Raw genomic sequence first — 14,983 nt, forward strand, 5'->3', positions numbered from 1 at the left:
GTTCCTCGACAAGAGTAGGCGATCCGGTCGTCGACCCTCTCGCGCGGACCGTCTCCTCGAAACATGTTGCATAACAATAGTTTTGGGAACCGATCGCAACTTTCGAGGACCCCGAATTCGGAGCTACGTCACAGTGACGTTTCACCCGGGTATGGCTGGTCCTGAAAAAACGCCACTACTTTTTCTTCTGTGCTTCCATCATCTCGACGATCCTTTCGAGGTCGTCCACCGACCCGAACTCGACGACAATCTTGCCTTTTCGCTTGCCCAAACTGACCGTCACCCGCGTATCGAAGGAATCGGAGAGCCTGTCGGCGACGTCCTGAAGCCCCGGCATCTGAATTGGCTTACGTCGAGGCGCCGGTTCCGGGGTCGTTCCATCTTCCCGATTGGCGAGAGTGACGGCTTCCTCGGTCGCGCGGACGGACAGTCCTTCGGCCACGATCCGCGCGGCCAACGACTCCTGTGCATCGGAACCAGCGTCCAACGACAGCAGCGCACGCGCGTGCCCGGCCGACAGAACTCCTGCCGCCACTCGACGCTGTACCGGAATCGGCAGCTTCAACAGTCGAATCATGTTGGTCACAACCGGCCGCGAACGGCCGATTTTGGCGGCCAATTCCTCGTGGGTCACGTCGAATTCTTCGAGCAGCTGCTGATACGCGGCCGCCTCTTCGAGCGGATTCAGCTGCACCCGATGAATGTTTTCGAGCAACGCATCGCGCAACATCGCGTCGTCCGCCGTCTCGCGCACGATCGCGGGGATCGTCTCGAGGCCGGCTTCCTGGCTCGCACGCCACCGACGCTCGCCCATGACGAGCTGATATTTTGCGTCACCGGCGGCAGCAGTACCGGAAACCAGTCGAACCACGATGGGCTGCATGAGCCCGAATTCGCGGATCGAGTGCACCAATTCACCCAGAGATTCATCGTCGAAGACGTGTCTCGGCTGCTTCGGATTGGCTTCGATTCGATCCGGTGCGATCTCGCGATACACAGCACCGACGGGGGACAAGTCGTCTCCGTTGAGCACCGGCGGGGTCGGTGTAGGGGCAGTAGCGGTTTCCGTTACGTCGTCGGACGACGGCGTGCGCTTCGGCTTCGTGGACGTGTCCGGCTTGTCCTTCGCATTGCGATCAGCGCCGATAATAACGTCGGCGGCTGCGTTGCCGAGGCGTGGCCCGGCATCCGGGCCGGTCGGAATGAGCGAGGCCAGACCTCGGCCGAGGCCACCTTTACGTGTTTGACTCATCTACTTACTTCTTTCGTGCTTCGTCGATGCCGGCCGACCGCGCCGCCAGTTCTCGTCCGGCGTCCAAGTAGCTCATCGCACCTCGTGAACCGGGGTCGTAATCGAGGACCGTCATGCCGTATCCGGGTGCCTCCGATACCTTCACGCTTCGAGGAATGACGGCCCTCAGAACGGCGTCCCCGAAGTGCTTGCGGACCTCTTCCGCCACCTGGTCCGCCAACTTCGTGCGGCCGTCGTACATCGTCAGGATCACCGTGGAGACGTGAAGTTCTGGATTCAGATGAGACTGGACCAGCTCGATATTGCGCAGGAGTTGTCCCACGCCTTCGAGTGCGTAGTACTCACATTGGATCGGAATGAGTACCTCGGTTGCCGCCACGAGCGCGTTGACAGTCAGCAGGCCCAGTGACGGGGGGCAGTCGATCAGGATGAAGTCCGCATCGATACCGGCAAGCTCCTCGACCGACAGAGCTGTCTTCAACCGGCCTTCGCGGGCAACCATCGACACCAACTCGATCTCTGCTCCAGCAAGATCGATCGTGGCCGGAATGCAGAACAGACGGTCGCTGTGCGGGCTCTTCTGCACTGCATCCTTGGCGCTGACTTCACCGATGAGCACCTCGTAGCTCGACGGCACACCGGAGTGGTGTTCGACGCCGAGAGCGGTGCTGGCGTTGCCCTGGGGGTCGAGATCGACCACCAGAACCGTCAGGCCCTGCAGAGCGAGCGCGGCAGCCAGATTCACAGCGGTCGTGGTCTTGCCCACCCCGCCCTTCTGATTGGCGATCGTCAGCATGCGACGCTTTGCCGGCTTCGGGAGCGACACCGATCCTGGGTGCAGAACCTGACTCGCTCGATGTGCTGCGGCACCGATAGGAGTGTCGTCGGGCGAGATCGCGTTGGTGTACTCGAAGTCGGAGGTCTTCTTCACCGCCGACGACTCGGACGCGTTCTTCTTGGATGCTGTTTCACGTGAAACAGCGGAATCGGACCCACCCGACATATGTGCTCCTTAGTGCGGAACTGATTGTGTTCAGAACGATCGATAGGGACGAGCGCGGGACTGACGAGCCCGCAACCGAAGCTCAGTGACGGCCCGGTCTCCGAGGCTGACGGACCGCTCTGACGACGATGGTGGGAGTAGTCAGTAGGCCCACTCCGCACTCAACCACCTCCAGCTTGCCAGCACCCATCCGAGTGAGGGAAGCCCGGTCTCGCTCGATCTCTTCGGCGGCGCTCAACCCCTTCAGGGCAAGCATGCGACCGTGATCGTGAACCAGAGGAAGTGACCACTTGGCGAGCTTCTCCAGCGGTGCCACTGCCCGCGACGTCACCACATCGGCACCGCCCGCCTCCTTCTTGACGCCGGGCTGCTCGGCTCGCCCGCGTACAACCAGGACGTTCAAATCGTGTTCTTCGATGAACTCGGCCAGGTATACCGTGCGGCGTAGAAGCGGCTCCACGAGAGTGACACGGAGGTCGGGCCGCGCGATCGCGAGCGGGATTCCGGGGAGACCCGCGCCGCTGCCGATATCGACGACGGTCTCGCCCTCGTCTATGAGTTCGCCGATTGCCGCGCAGTTCAGGATGTGGCGTTCCCATAGCCGTGGAACCTCGCGAGGTCCGATGAGTCCCCGCTCTACGCCGGCAGTCGCCAGCGAGTCGTGATATCGCCGGGCCAACTCGATTCGATCACCGAATACCTGCTCCGCGATTGCCATCAACTGGGTGCCATCCGAGCGCTCTTGTTCCACGTGAAACATCTTCCCGTGCTCGGGCGTGGAACGCCAAACGACATTGCTGTAAGTACGAATAACAGCACATCGATTCGTGATACCGCCCTCGTTCACGGTCATCCGGAATCCTTCGAGCCGAGCGGTTCCGTCCGTGTTGAGGAAGCATCCGCGTACCGCTCTGTGTTTTCGATGCTTAGCGCTTTCGATGCTTAGCGCTTTCGATGCTTGGCGAGGGAACCCGGACGTGTCGACGACGCGGTGATTCGACACAGCTCGATCACCCGGCACGAGGTTCGTCCAGCGCTGTCGGTAGCCCGCGATGTTTCACGTGAAACTGTAAGCGGTTCGGTACCCGTGTGATTTTGCTGCGAGCTACCATCGACCGCCACAGAAACTTGATAGGAGCGAGTGGACCTTTGTCACGCGGGACGGTGTCGACACATTGACGAACACTGCACGCTCGACGCATCGTGCGCCCTTCTGGAGAAGCACCTGATGCCCATCAGCCCGTCGAGTCCCGTGGCTCCCGGCTATTCGGCGGAACCATGTTTCACGTGAAACGTCTGCGGTTCGGCACACCCGGACTTCTGCCGGTGTCGCCTTCCTCGAAGACCGAAGGCTCTGGGTAGGGGAGGAGCAAATCCAGTGTGATGATGGCCGCAGCGGATGAACCGACACACCTTCATGTCCGGCGACTTCTGATCCGACCCGCGTGCACCACAGGACGGAAGTTCGTCGAACCTGACAAGCTCCGCAATTCCTGGGACCGAACCTTTAGGTAAAACCGACCGAATACTCCATCGCCAGATCGGCCCCCTCCGATGGGTGGCACCCGGCGGTCGCGAGTCGGACTCGAGGAACGGGGTGCCCATCACGAAGATTGTCACGTCCTCTTGCCGCGAAAGACAATCCGAACCCTGTGGGGAAAAGCCGGGGGAACGATTCACGACCGGCTCCAGATATTTGGGACCATCGGCGCGGAGGCCGGCTCGACTTGGTTGGGCCGACGCGTCATGCGCAGCGATGGGCGGCACCGGCACCAGTGGACCACGACATAGCGACAAGGACGATCACAGAGAGACCAACCACACGGTCTGCACACTCGCAGATCATGTCCGCAATCCGCCGAGTTCCGCGCGCACGACGCCCCAGTACCGGAGCAACCGAACACAGGCGAGTGCTCCGTTTCCTCTGATCGTCTCTCGACCATTCACCAAGATCAGCTGGACAGCAGATCAGGGCACTTCTCCGTCGTCGTCGACCTCGCCGCATTCTCTCCCGGGCTCTGCCCACCACCCCAGGTTCGTATTCGACACTGCACGCGAGACGTTGCTCCTGCGGAGCCAAGGAAGTCTGGTCATGGTTCGAGCACTCGATGCGCAGGACCTCTTCATGATCAGCCTCGAGCAAAAGGAAGTTCTATGCGCAGTAGCTCTCTGTGCTTCCTGTTTCACGTGAAACATCGCGGCTCCGACGAGCCACATTCTGCGAGCCAATGGGGTCGCACTGTACGGTCACGTTTCGGCCTGGGGGCAGCGCTACATCATAAAAGAGCATGGTGCGGTCGGTTGCCGCAGTGACAGGTCCTCGACCGGATGCCCCCGGCGCGCATTCGGTACATCTCCGATGGTCCGACGCAGTACGCCGGTTGCGGTGTACCGGCTGAGGGGTGACCGCTGCACAGCGCCATCAACGTCCACAGACGAATTTACTCGACGGTCTACACACTCGCAGACATTGTCGGCGGGTTTACGCGCACACGATGCCCAGTCTCCGTGTAATCAATTACTGGCAGCTGCTCGCGTTTTCTTGGATCAGTCTTTCGATCACGATAGTCCGCTGGGAAACGGCGGACACGAGATGGAAGCAACTCTTCGTTCGTCGTTGAACCCCGCTCCATCATGTACGCGGCCATTGTCGCGACCCGGTTCTATCCGACACCCGTCAGGCGACGCTGCCCCGGGCGGGACGTAGAAAGGCACGTCTCGACTCGAACAGTAAAGCTCCAGAGGCGTTTTATGATCGGCCGGCGACGACAAGCACTGGGATCCGATGTGCACCAGCTCTACGTACTCTCAGTTTCACGTGAAACATACGTACATGTCGAAGGCGCGCATATCGGTACCAACGAGCTGCAGAGCTACCTCTCAACCCCTGAGGATGCCGGTCGTCTGTTTCACGTGAAACCACGCGTTCGACTCTATGGACGCCTGGTAATCAGTCGCCGGCACACGCGTCACAGTGACGAAAGCGTTGCGCATACCTGGATCCGAATTTCCGGCGACCAGATTGATCGAAAATCCATCTTCCACCATCTCCTCACCGCCGAATTACACCGATGTGATTCCGCCCGAGCCTGCCGGACCTAGTCCAGATACGACAATGGCCCCCACCGAAGTGGGGGCCATCAGATCGTGAAGCTGAACGACGCTGCTATGCCTTGACGACAACTACCCGTCGCGACGGTTCGACGCCGGTGCTCTCGCTGGCAACACCGTCAATTTTCGCGACTGCATCGTGCACGATCTTGCGCTCGAACGGCGTCATCGGAGTCAGCTCTTCTCGCTCACCCGACTCCAACACGCGACGCGCGGCTTCAGCACCGAGGTTGCCCAGTTCGCTGCGACGCTTCGCTCGCCAACCGGCAACATCGAGCATCAGCTTGCTGCGCTCTCCGGTCGACTGCTGGACAGCCAAGCGCGTCAGTTCTTGCAGAGCGTCGAGAACCTCACCCTTGCGGCCAACGAGCTTGGCGAGATCGTCCCCACCGTCGATGCTGACGATGGCCCGGTCACCCTCGACGTCCAAATCGATGTCGCCGTCGAAGTCGAGCACATCGAGAAGCTGTTCGAGGTAATCGCCGGCGATCTCGCCTTCCTCGACCAAGTAGTCCTCGTCGTCATCATCATCATCATCGTCCGACGCGGCATCCACGGACTTCTCTTCGACCACCTCGGCAACGGCGGCTTCTTCGTTCACGGACTTGCCATCCGCATCCGCATCGACCGCACTGAGCTGATCGGCCTCGACCATCACGTCATTCACTCCATCCCCGGATACCGCACCGACTGGCTTCTGTACTTCGTCGTTCTGGGTTTCGTCTACGTCCGCTGCCATGTTCGTCCTTCTCTCGACGTGTCGGTCAGCGCCGCTTGCGCTTGGTCGACTTGTTCCGGTTCGCCTGCGGTCTCGGCTTCACCGGAGTTGCTGCTCCGTTGTTCGTACCCGAGGTGTCGACAACGTCGCCCGCCGAATCGTTGTCCACCGGCGCCATCTTGGACAGCTTGGGCCGTGCACCCGGCTTCGGCTTGCTCACCGATACCGGCTTCACTCCCGGCTTGGGCGCATTCTCGGAACGCTTCTCCACCGCTGCGGCAGCTTTGGCAGCTTCTTCTTTGTCGATCTTTCCGAATACCAGGTGCTGCTGTGCGTAAGTCCAGGTGTTGTTGCTCACCCAGTACAGCAGGATCGCAATCGGGAGCAGGGCGCCGAACACCAGCACACCCAGCGGGAACACGTACAGCGCGAGCTTGTTCATGATCGCGGACTGCGGATTCGCAGCCGCTGCGGCGCTCTGGCGGGCCACGGACGCACGTGAGTTCAGGTGCGTCATCACGGCCGCAATGATCATGAGCGGGATCGACACAGCGGCAATGACCCACGTGGCCGGAATGGACGCGTCAGGGCCTACTGCGAAGGCGTTGAGCTGATCCTGCGGCATGGTGATCCACGCAGAAATCGGAGCGCCGAACAGGCGAGCGTCGAGAAAGGATTGGACGTCGGACACGTTGAACGCATAGTTCGAAAGCTCGCGGTTCTCCTCGGGAGTCAATCCGAGCTGACCGAAGCCGGTACCGGTGCGGTTGAACGAACGAAGCACGTGGAACAGACCGATGAACACCGGTGCCTGTGCCAACACGGGTAGACAGCCCATCAGCGGGTTGAAGCCGTGTTCTTTCTGCAGTTTCTGCATCTCGACGGCCATTTTTTGTTTGTCTTTGCCGTACTTCTTCTGCAGAGCCTTGATCTGCGGCTGCAGCTCCTGCATCTGCCGCGTGGTACGAACCTGCTTGACGAAGGGCTTGTACAGAATCAAGCGCAAGGTGAAGACGAGGAAGACGACGGACAGCGCCCAGGCGAATCCATTGCTGGGGTCCTGGAACACAAAGCCGAACACCTTGTGCCATACCCAGAGAATCCAGGCAACCGGATAGTAAATGAAGTCGAGCACGGCTCTATGTACTCCTCTGTTCTTCCACTCGCACGAGATCGTGGTGTTCTTCGGTTTCGGTCATCTCGGTGACGCTCGCGCGCCACCTACCGGGCTCAGGCACCGGGTTCCATCCTCCAGAGTGCCAGGGAGCACATTTGAGAAGGCGAACGACTGCCAGCAACGAGCCCTTCATCATCCCGTGGACCTGAAGCGCCTCGATGGCGTATTCACTGCAGGTGGGGGAGAAGCGACAGGTAGGGGGTCTCATCGGGGACACGTAGGTTCGGTACAACCCGATGAAGTACATGAGAGATCGCGCAGGAATGGAACGAAGGTTGCCCATGAATGTCATGACGGCGGACCCTTCGGAGCTTCGAGAAGACCGAGCTTCTTCAATCCTGAACGCAGTTGAACCAGTAGATCTGCCGACGACGCGATCGCAGCACCCGGTAATGCGCGGATGACCACGTCGGTATTCTCGGGGAGCTCACCGATCACGTCGCTACAGATATGCCGAAGCCGGCGCGCAACTCTGTGGCGAGTTACGGCCGGCCCGACTGCCTTGCTGACGATCAGTCCGAATCGTGGTCCCCGAACGGTGGATGCGATGTCTTGCTCGTCCCGCACAACGGCGTGAACGACCAGATTCGATCTACCCATTCGGCGTCCTCGACGCACCGCTACGGAAAAATCACGTGCTCGGTGTAGTCGATTCGGCTCAGGAAGCATCCCGAGCTCCAAGGTCCGGACGAACGAATATCAGGCTGTGAGTTCTTTGCGGCCCTTGCCGCGACGTGCGGAAACGATTGCACGACCCGCACGGGTACGCATACGAAGACGGAAGCCATGAACGCGCGCGCGGCGGCGATTGTTCGGCTGGAACGTCCGCTTGCCCTTGGCCACGGTCAACACTCCTCGAGATTCGAAGACGCCGATCTATCGACGCCTGCTGTAAAGGTTCCAGCGAGTTCGGATGAAGTCGCTTGCCTCCCGAGCGAGAAATCCGAGTGAAGACAGACTGTGTGCAGCCAGCAAGCATCGGCCACCTCGCTATTGGGTGACTGTTCGAGAGTACTGATCGAGTCACCGGTGGTCAAACTCGCTCCGGACCGATCGTCTCGGCAGTTCATGCACAGGCACCGGCGTATTCGGCCACCGAGAGCGTGATCCGCACCGACATCGTTCGCCGACGCCACATCGAGTCGACGCGGTTAGTCCGATCGCACGACAGACAGCAACGATCGATGCAGGTCAGACTGGTGCGTGCGTGATAGCACGAGCCAGGAACGGCCCTGGGCTCACATCGGTGTCGTTTATCCACACCTGTGGATAATTGTGTGGAAACACAGATCAGGTGGCATATTCGTACCTTGCGGGGTCCACCCACGGACCCTGGTCTCAGCCGCGGCGACGCACGATCGACGACGCTATCCGACGATGCCGCCGCGCGGACCGGAAACGACGCACGAGTTTCACGCGTCGTACCCATCCGAGACCAACGCTCGACGGTCCAACCACCGCCGAGACACCGATGCTCGACAACGGAGGGATCGACGTGAACGACGATCCGGATGCGCTTGCGCGTATCTGGCCCGAGGTGGTCGCGGAGCTCACTTCCGACCGACACAGTGGCTCTCCGCTGACCAAGGGCCAGAAAGCGTGGCTCGCGCTGGTCAAACCGCTGACGCTGACGCAGGGTTTCGCCCTGCTTGCCGTTCCCTCGACCTTCGCTCAAGAAGCCATCGAGCGAGACCTTCGAGAGCCGATCCTGGGCGCACTCGGCCGACATCTCGGTCAGGGCGTCGAAGGCCTCGGTGTACGCATCTCCGCTCCCGAGGACGAGAAGATCGACTCGGATCGCTCGGCCTTTCCCGACGCCGTCAGTTCACCCACCTACCGGCGCCGCATCCTGACCAGCAGAGACGACGAACCTTCCGACTCCGAGACCGCCGATTACGAAGAGGTGGACGACGAGCGCGAGGCGCTGGCCAGCGTGCAGAACTCGTGGCCGACGTATTTCACCAAACCCCCTGAATCGACGCCCCCGTCGTCGGGCGCCAACAGCCTGAACTCGAAGTACACCTTCGACACGTTCGTCATCGGCGCCTCCAATCGATTCGCTCATGCAGCCGCCGTCGCCATCGCCGAAGCACCTGCCCGCGCGTACAACCCCCTCTTCGTCTGGGGTGCGTCGGGATTGGGCAAGACTCATCTTCTGCACGCTGCCGGCCACTACGCGCAGCGACTGTTCCCGGGAATGCGGGTCAAGTACGTCTCCACCGAGGAATTCACGAACGACTTCATCAACAGTCTCCGTGACGACCGCAAGGTGGCGTTCAAGCGCCGCTATCGCGAGACGGACGTGTTGCTCGTCGACGACATTCAGTTCATCGAGGGCAAGGAAGGCATCCAGGAGGAGTTCTTCCACACCTTCAACACCCTCCACAACGCCAACAAGCAGATCGTGGTCTCGTCCGACCGTCCCCCCAAACAACTGGCAACCCTGGAAGAGCGGCTGCGGACCCGCTTCGAATGGGGCCTGATCACCGATGTGCAGCCGCCCGAGCTCGAAACACGCATCGCGATCCTGAGCAAGAAAGCTCGGATGGACCGCCTCGACGTGCCCCACGACGTCCTCGAGCTCATCGCCAGCCGCATCGAACGCAACATTCGTGAGCTCGAAGGTGCCCTCATTCGCGTGACGGCCTTCGCATCGCTCAACGGGCAGGCCCTCGACCTCACTCTGGCAGAGGTGGTGCTGCGCGATCTGATTCCCGATTCGTCGAGTCTCGAGATCAATGCCGCGACGATCATGGCGGTCACCGCGGAGTACTTCAACACCTCCATCGAGGACCTGTGCGGCCCGGGTAAGGCCAGGGCGTTGGCGATGGCCAGGCAGATCGCCATGTATCTCTGCCGCGAGCTCACCGACCTGTCACTGCCCAAGATCGGTCAGACGTTCGGCCGAGATCACACGACCGTCATGTACGCGGACAAGAAGATTCGCAAAGAGATGACCGAGCGCCGCAAGGTGTACGACCAGGTCCAAGAGCTCACTGCGCGCATCAAGCAGCGCTCGAAGCGGTAGCCCACCGGGCACATACGAACGCAGAAGACGGCACCGAATCCCATCGCGGGTTCGGTGCCGTTGCTGTCTCTCGTCCGCGATCGGGTCCGATTTCCGACTCGATCGCGACCCAATTTTTCTGCTTCGACCATTGATTCACACCTGTGGATAACCATGTGGACAACATCGAAGATCTGGGGATGGAGTGTGGGCGCCTGTGCACCGATGGGATTCGTCCACAGGCAGCCGAACGTCAATCGCATATTGGTCCCGAATTCATCCCCACGACACCACGCGAGGCGACCAGCAGATCGAACCGTCCGTGCACAGATTGCACAGGACCTATTAATACTTCTGTTTTCTCCTTGAAAGAACTTCTTTGAAAACAGGTGTTGGGGAGCGATCCGTTCACAGGCCCGCCGGATCACCCGAATCCCACGTCCGGCACGAACCTCGAGCTTTCGTCTCGGGTTCGGAGGGCATACGGTGTGCTTGCGCTGGATGTGCCACACTCGTCGTTGCATCGGTTCGAGCAGCAACCATCGTGGTTGCACCGCTCCGGCCGTGAGGACGAACGCCACCGAACGAGAGGAAATGCCGAGCGATGGAGCTTGGAAGTTTGAAGTTTCGCGTTGCTCGTGAAGATTTTTCCGATTCCGTGGCGTGGGTAGCCCGTAGCCTGCCGTCGCGGCCGCCGGTTCCCGTTCTCGGTGGAGTTCTCCTTGCCGCCGACGAGCAGGGTCTGACAGTTTCCGGATTCGACTACGAGGTCTCCGCTCAGGTCAAGGTGTCGGCCGAGGTCGCCACGGCAGGCCGAGTTCTGGTGTCGGGCAAGCTACTTGCCGATATCACCAAGTCGCTGCCGAACAAGCCGGTAGACGTCACGGTCGACGGCACCCGCGTTCTGGTCAACTGCGGAAGCGCCAAGTTCTCCCTGCCCACGATGCCGGTCGAGGACTATCCGCAGCTCCCGGAGTTGCCCAGCAACACCGGTTCGCTGGCCGGTGATGTCTTCTCCGAGGCCATTGCCCAGGTCGCCATTGCGGCGGGCAAGGACGACACGCTTCCCATGCTCACCGGTATCCGCGTCGAGATCGACGGCACCAACGTCGTGCTCGCTGCCACCGACCGCTTTCGGTTGGCGGTTCGTGAGGTGGACTGGACTCCCGCCGGGGCCGACACCACGACTGCGGTGCTCATCCCGGCCAAGACATTGTCCGAGTCGGCCAAAACTCTGGGCGGTAACGCCGGCTCACCGGTCGAGCTGGCTCTCGGCTCCGGTTCGTCCATCGGAAGCGACGGTTTGTTGGGCATCGTCAGCGACGGGCGCCGCACCACGACGCGTCTGCTCGACGCCGAATTCCCGAAGTTCCGGCAGTTGCTGCCGGCCGAGCACACTGCAGTGGCGACTCTGGAGATCGCATCGCTGATCGAGGCCATCAAGCGTGTGGCACTCGTGGCCGAGCGTGGTGCGCAGGTTCGCCTGGAATTCAACTCGGACGGTGTCCTGCTGTCCGCAGGCGGCGACGACGCGGGTCGCGCCGAAGAAGCTCTGCCTGCCGACTTCCAGGGCGAGGCACTGACCATCGCCTTCAACCCGGGATACCTCATCGACGGGTTGTCCTCGTTGCACAGCGAGAAGGTGACATTCGGATTCACGACGCCGAGCCGACCTGCAGTGCTGCGCCCGACATCGGACGAAGAACTGGTCGCCGACGACTCGGGTAAGTTCGCGGCACCGCAATCCGAATACACGTATCTGCTGATGCCCGTCAGGCTGCCGGGCTGACCCTGCCTGGTTACTGTTGAACCCGCGGACACTTTCGCACCTGACACAGACAAGGACGCGTCATCATGCAGCTGGGCTTGGTCGGTCTCGGAAAAATGGGCTTCAACATGCGCGAGCGGCTGCGCGAGCATGGTCACGAGGTCATCGGTTACGACCCCCGACCGGAGGTGACGGACACCCCGTCGCTGGCCGGTCTGGCTCAGGCATTGACGGCGCCGAGGGTGGTGTGGGTCATGGTCCCGTCCGGCCAGATCACCCGCGACACCATCACCGGTCTGGCGGACGTTCTCGAGCCCGGCGATCTGGTGATCGACGGTGGAAACTCACGATTCACCGATGACAAGCCCAACGCAGAGCTGTTGGACGCCAAAGGAATCGGCTACATCGATGCCGGTGTGTCCGGTGGCGTGTGGGGCCTGAAGAACGGCTACGGATTGATGGTCGGCGGTCAGGACGACCACGTCGCCCGCGCGATGCCGATCTTCGACGCCTTGCGTCCGGAAGGTGAACGCGCGGACGGATTCGTACACGCCGGCCCGGTCGGTGCAGGTCACTACTCCAAGATGGTGCACAACGGCATCGAGTACGGATTGATGCAGGCATACGCCGAGGGCTACGAAATTCTCGAAGCCGAAGAGCTCGTGCAGGACGTACAAGGTGTGCTGCGGGCATGGAGCAAGGGCACAGTGGTGCGGTCCTGGTTGCTCGACCTGTTGGTCGAAGCACTCGGTCAGGATCCGGAGTTCAGTGAGATCTCCGGCTACACCGAGGACTCCGGCGAGGGTCGTTGGACGGTCGAGGAGGCCATTCGGCATGCTGTGCCGGCCCCGGTGATATCGGCGGCGCTGTTCGCGAGATTTGCGTCGCGACAAGAAGATTCACCGGCCATGAAGGCAGTGTCGGCATTGCGAAATCAGTTCGGCGGGCACGCTGTCAAGAAGGCAGACGCCGACGAGACTCTGCGCGCACCGGCTCCGAAACACGAGTAAGTGTTCGTCCGGTCTCTGCAACTACACGACTTCCGATCCTGGGACGACGTCACCGTCGACCTCGGACCGGGCTCGACCGTGTTCGTGGGACCGAACGGGCACGGTAAGACGAACCTGCTCGAGTCGCTCAACTATCTGTCGACGTTGTCTTCGCATCGCGTGTCGACGGACGCTCCGATGATTCGGGCCGGTGCCGCCAAGGCGTTCGTGGGCAGCGCCGTGGTCAATCACGGTCGCGAGCTGATCATCGATGTGGAGCTGCTCGAGGGCAAGGCCAACAAGGCGCGGATGAATCGCTCGCCGTTGCGGCGGCCGCGGGAGATCTTGGGTGTGCTGCAGAGTGTGCTGTTCGCTCCCGAGGATCTGGCGCTCGTACGCGGTGATCCCGGCGAACGCCGACGGTACCTGGACGAACTGCTCACCAGTCGGATTCCTCGAATGGCTACTGTCCGTGTCGATTACGACAAGGTTCTGCGTCAACGCTCGGCACTGCTCAAGACTGCCGGTGGCTCGTTGCGTCGAGGATCGTCGTCGAGCGACGGTGCGAGTGCTCTGGCCACTCTCGATGTCTGGGACGGGCACCTCGCGGCACACGGTGCTCGATTGCTGGCAGCCAGAATAGGTTTGGTACACGAGCTCATGCCCTTCGTGCAGCAGGCCTACGAGTCCATCGCGCCGGAATCACGGCCGGCAACACTGTCCTATCGTTGCAGTCTTGCCGAAGCGTTGCCGCCGGAATTCTCCGACGCCGACCGGGCCCCGGAACCGGACGACATCGATGTGTTGGAAGCTGCTTTCCTACACCAACTTTCGGTGATGAGACAGCGAGAAATCGAACGAGGCGTATGTCTGGTAGGGCCCCATCGGGACGACGTCGATTTGATGCTCGGTGATCAGCCGACCAAAGGCTTTGCCAGTCATGGTGAATCGTGGTCGTACGCGCTGTCGTTGCGGCTGGGTTCGTTCGGCTTGCTGCGCGAGGACGGAACGGATCCTGTGCTGATGCTCGACGATGTGTTTGCCGAACTCGACCGAAAGAGACGAGCTGCGCTGGCGACGGTGGCGGCCGGCGCCGAGCAGGTGCTCATCACTGCCGCGGTTCCGGAAGACGTACCACCCGAGCTCGACGCTCGCCGCTATGGCGTCGAAGCACAGCAGAGGTCGGAATCTGGTGCAGCAGGGCGTATTTCGCGCATCACCGACCTGTCGGCCACCATCGACACCGCACGCGAGGAGAGCGAGGTTCGATGAACGACGACGAAGGAGCGGCTGCGGACAAGGGTGAGACGCCGGAGTTGAAGGGCGTCGATCTCGCGCGTCGTGCACTCGAGGATGCGCGCGCCGCGGCCAAAGCCAGCGGTAAGTCGGTGGGGCAAGGGCGGTCGTCTCCGACGGGGGGCGTCCGTGCGCTGCGGGGGCGTCGGCGTCGAGGTTGGTCGGGAGCCGGGCCCGACGACCGAGATCCGCAGGCCTTCGGTGCGCTGGCCAACTCCATCGCGTCCAAGCGCGGTTGGTCGGCCAAGGTGTCCGAAGGTGCTGTGCTGGGGCGGTGGGCCAACGTCGTCGGTGAGGACATCTCGGCGCACGCCGAACCCACCGGGCTCAAGGACGGAGTGCTCAGTATCTCCGCCGAGTCGACGGCCTGGGCTACGCAGCTCAGGCTGATGCAGTCGCAGATTCTGGCGAAGATCGCGGCGGCGGTCGGTCATGGTGTGGTGACATCTCTCCGGATTACCGGGCCGACGACTCAGAGTTGGCGAAAAGGTGAACGGCACGTGCGTGGGCGGGGTCCGCGGGACACGTACGGATAGTGACAGCTCCTAACATAAGCTTCGCGAACTGCCTGGTACACGTGATCCTCAACAGATGTTGGGGCCGGTGTTGCTGTGAGATGATCCTTGTGCGTAGCGTGATTCGGAACACGTAGCGGTCGGGGA

At 61.5% G+C, this 14,983-nt stretch carries 13 protein-coding genes; 5 read left to right on the top strand and 8 right to left on the bottom strand.

Annotation, left to right across the window (positions count from 1 at the left end; all coding sequences use genetic code 11):
- Positions 1-175: 175 nt before the first annotated feature.
- From ASG84_RS17985 to rpmH, 8 genes are all read right to left on the bottom strand, one after another.
- A complete protein-coding gene (locus ASG84_RS17985) occupies positions 176-1,252 on the bottom strand; it encodes a ParB/RepB/Spo0J family partition protein (RefSeq protein WP_057478365.1) in 1,077 nt (358 codons plus the stop codon).
- 4 nt (positions 1,253-1,256) lie between these two features.
- Complete coding sequence (locus tag ASG84_RS17990) at positions 1,257-2,255, bottom strand: ParA family protein (RefSeq protein ID WP_057478366.1); 999 nt, start codon at positions 2,253-2,255, stop codon at positions 1,257-1,259.
- A gap of 82 nt (positions 2,256-2,337) precedes the next feature.
- The gene (gene rsmG / locus ASG84_RS17995) at positions 2,338-3,015 is read right to left on the bottom strand and encodes a 16S rRNA (guanine(527)-N(7))-methyltransferase RsmG (RefSeq protein ID WP_057478500.1); all 678 of its coding nucleotides are present in this window, start codon (positions 3,013-3,015) and stop codon (positions 2,338-2,340) included.
- Positions 3,016-5,421: 2,406 nt separating this feature from the next.
- Positions 5,422-6,105: a Jag family protein gene (locus ASG84_RS18005; RefSeq protein WP_057478368.1), complete on the bottom strand. Its 684-nt coding sequence runs from the start codon at positions 6,103-6,105 to the stop codon at positions 5,422-5,424.
- Between the two features lie 25 nt (positions 6,106-6,130).
- Entirely contained in the window at positions 6,131-7,219 is a 1,089-nt protein-coding gene (gene yidC / locus ASG84_RS18010) for a membrane protein insertase YidC (RefSeq protein ID WP_057478369.1), read from the bottom strand.
- Positions 7,220-7,223: 4 nt separating this feature from the next.
- The gene (gene yidD / locus ASG84_RS18015) at positions 7,224-7,553 is read right to left on the bottom strand and encodes a membrane protein insertion efficiency factor YidD (RefSeq protein ID WP_057478370.1); all 330 of its coding nucleotides are present in this window, start codon (positions 7,551-7,553) and stop codon (positions 7,224-7,226) included.
- The gene (gene rnpA / locus ASG84_RS18020) at positions 7,550-7,930 is read right to left on the bottom strand and encodes a ribonuclease P protein component (RefSeq protein WP_057478371.1); all 381 of its coding nucleotides are present in this window, start codon (positions 7,928-7,930) and stop codon (positions 7,550-7,552) included. Before rnpA ends, yidD begins: the two co-directional genes overlap by 4 nt.
- Before the next feature lie 30 nt (positions 7,931-7,960).
- On the bottom strand, positions 7,961-8,104 hold the full coding sequence (rpmH, locus tag ASG84_RS18025; RefSeq protein ID WP_026347786.1) for a 50S ribosomal protein L34: 144 nt from the start codon (positions 8,102-8,104) through the stop codon (positions 7,961-7,963).
- Between the two features lie 652 nt (positions 8,105-8,756).
- Between rpmH and dnaA the strand changes: the two genes are divergently transcribed.
- From dnaA to ASG84_RS18050, 5 genes are all read left to right on the top strand, one after another.
- Positions 8,757-10,289 (top strand): chromosomal replication initiator protein DnaA, encoded by a 1,533-nt coding sequence (gene dnaA, locus ASG84_RS18030; protein WP_057478501.1) that lies wholly within the window; start codon positions 8,757-8,759, stop codon positions 10,287-10,289.
- Positions 10,290-10,872: 583 nt separating this feature from the next.
- On the top strand, positions 10,873-12,057 hold the full coding sequence (gene dnaN / locus ASG84_RS18035; RefSeq protein ID WP_057478372.1) for a DNA polymerase III subunit beta: 1,185 nt from the start codon (positions 10,873-10,875) through the stop codon (positions 12,055-12,057).
- Positions 12,058-12,122: 65 nt separating this feature from the next.
- On the top strand, positions 12,123-13,046 hold the full coding sequence (gnd, locus tag ASG84_RS18040; RefSeq protein ID WP_057478373.1) for a phosphogluconate dehydrogenase (NAD(+)-dependent, decarboxylating): 924 nt from the start codon (positions 12,123-12,125) through the stop codon (positions 13,044-13,046).
- Positions 13,047-14,297: a DNA replication/repair protein RecF gene (gene recF / locus ASG84_RS18045; RefSeq protein WP_057478374.1), complete on the top strand. Its 1,251-nt coding sequence runs from the start codon at positions 13,047-13,049 to the stop codon at positions 14,295-14,297.
- The gene (locus ASG84_RS18050; RefSeq protein WP_057478375.1) at positions 14,294-14,857 is read left to right on the top strand and encodes a DUF721 family protein; all 564 of its coding nucleotides are present in this window, start codon (positions 14,294-14,296) and stop codon (positions 14,855-14,857) included. The genes recF and ASG84_RS18050 overlap by 4 nt, the downstream gene beginning before the upstream one ends.
- Positions 14,858-14,983: the final 126 nt, after the last annotated feature.

The organism is Rhodococcus sp. Leaf278, from assembly GCF_001426085.1.
Lineage (GTDB): Bacteria > Actinomycetota > Actinomycetes > Mycobacteriales > Mycobacteriaceae > Rhodococcoides.

What these genes read in the sequence shown, in the direction of transcription:
- ASG84_RS17985 (WP_057478365.1), bottom strand. Translation starts at nt 1,252, where the DNA reads ATGAGTCAAACACGTAAAGGTGGCCTCGGCCGAGGTCTGGCCTCGCTC.
- ASG84_RS17990 (WP_057478366.1), bottom strand. Translation starts at nt 2,255, where the DNA reads ATGTCGGGTGGGTCCGATTCCGCTGTTTCACGTGAAACAGCATCCAAG.
- rsmG (WP_057478500.1), bottom strand. Translation starts at nt 3,015, where the DNA reads ATGTTTCACGTGGAACAAGAGCGCTCGGATGGCACCCAGTTGATGGCA.
- ASG84_RS18005 (WP_057478368.1), bottom strand. Translation starts at nt 6,105, where the DNA reads ATGGCAGCGGACGTAGACGAAACCCAGAACGACGAAGTACAGAAGCCA.
- yidD (WP_057478370.1), bottom strand. Translation starts at nt 7,553, where the DNA reads ATGACATTCATGGGCAACCTTCGTTCCATTCCTGCGCGATCTCTCATG.
- rnpA (WP_057478371.1), bottom strand. Translation starts at nt 7,930, where the DNA reads ATGCTTCCTGAGCCGAATCGACTACACCGAGCACGTGATTTTTCCGTA.
- dnaN (WP_057478372.1), top strand. Translation starts at nt 10,873, where the DNA reads ATGGAGCTTGGAAGTTTGAAGTTTCGCGTTGCTCGTGAAGATTTTTCC.
- gnd (WP_057478373.1), top strand. Translation starts at nt 12,123, where the DNA reads ATGCAGCTGGGCTTGGTCGGTCTCGGAAAAATGGGCTTCAACATGCGC.
- ASG84_RS18050 (WP_057478375.1), top strand. Translation starts at nt 14,294, where the DNA reads ATGAACGACGACGAAGGAGCGGCTGCGGACAAGGGTGAGACGCCGGAG.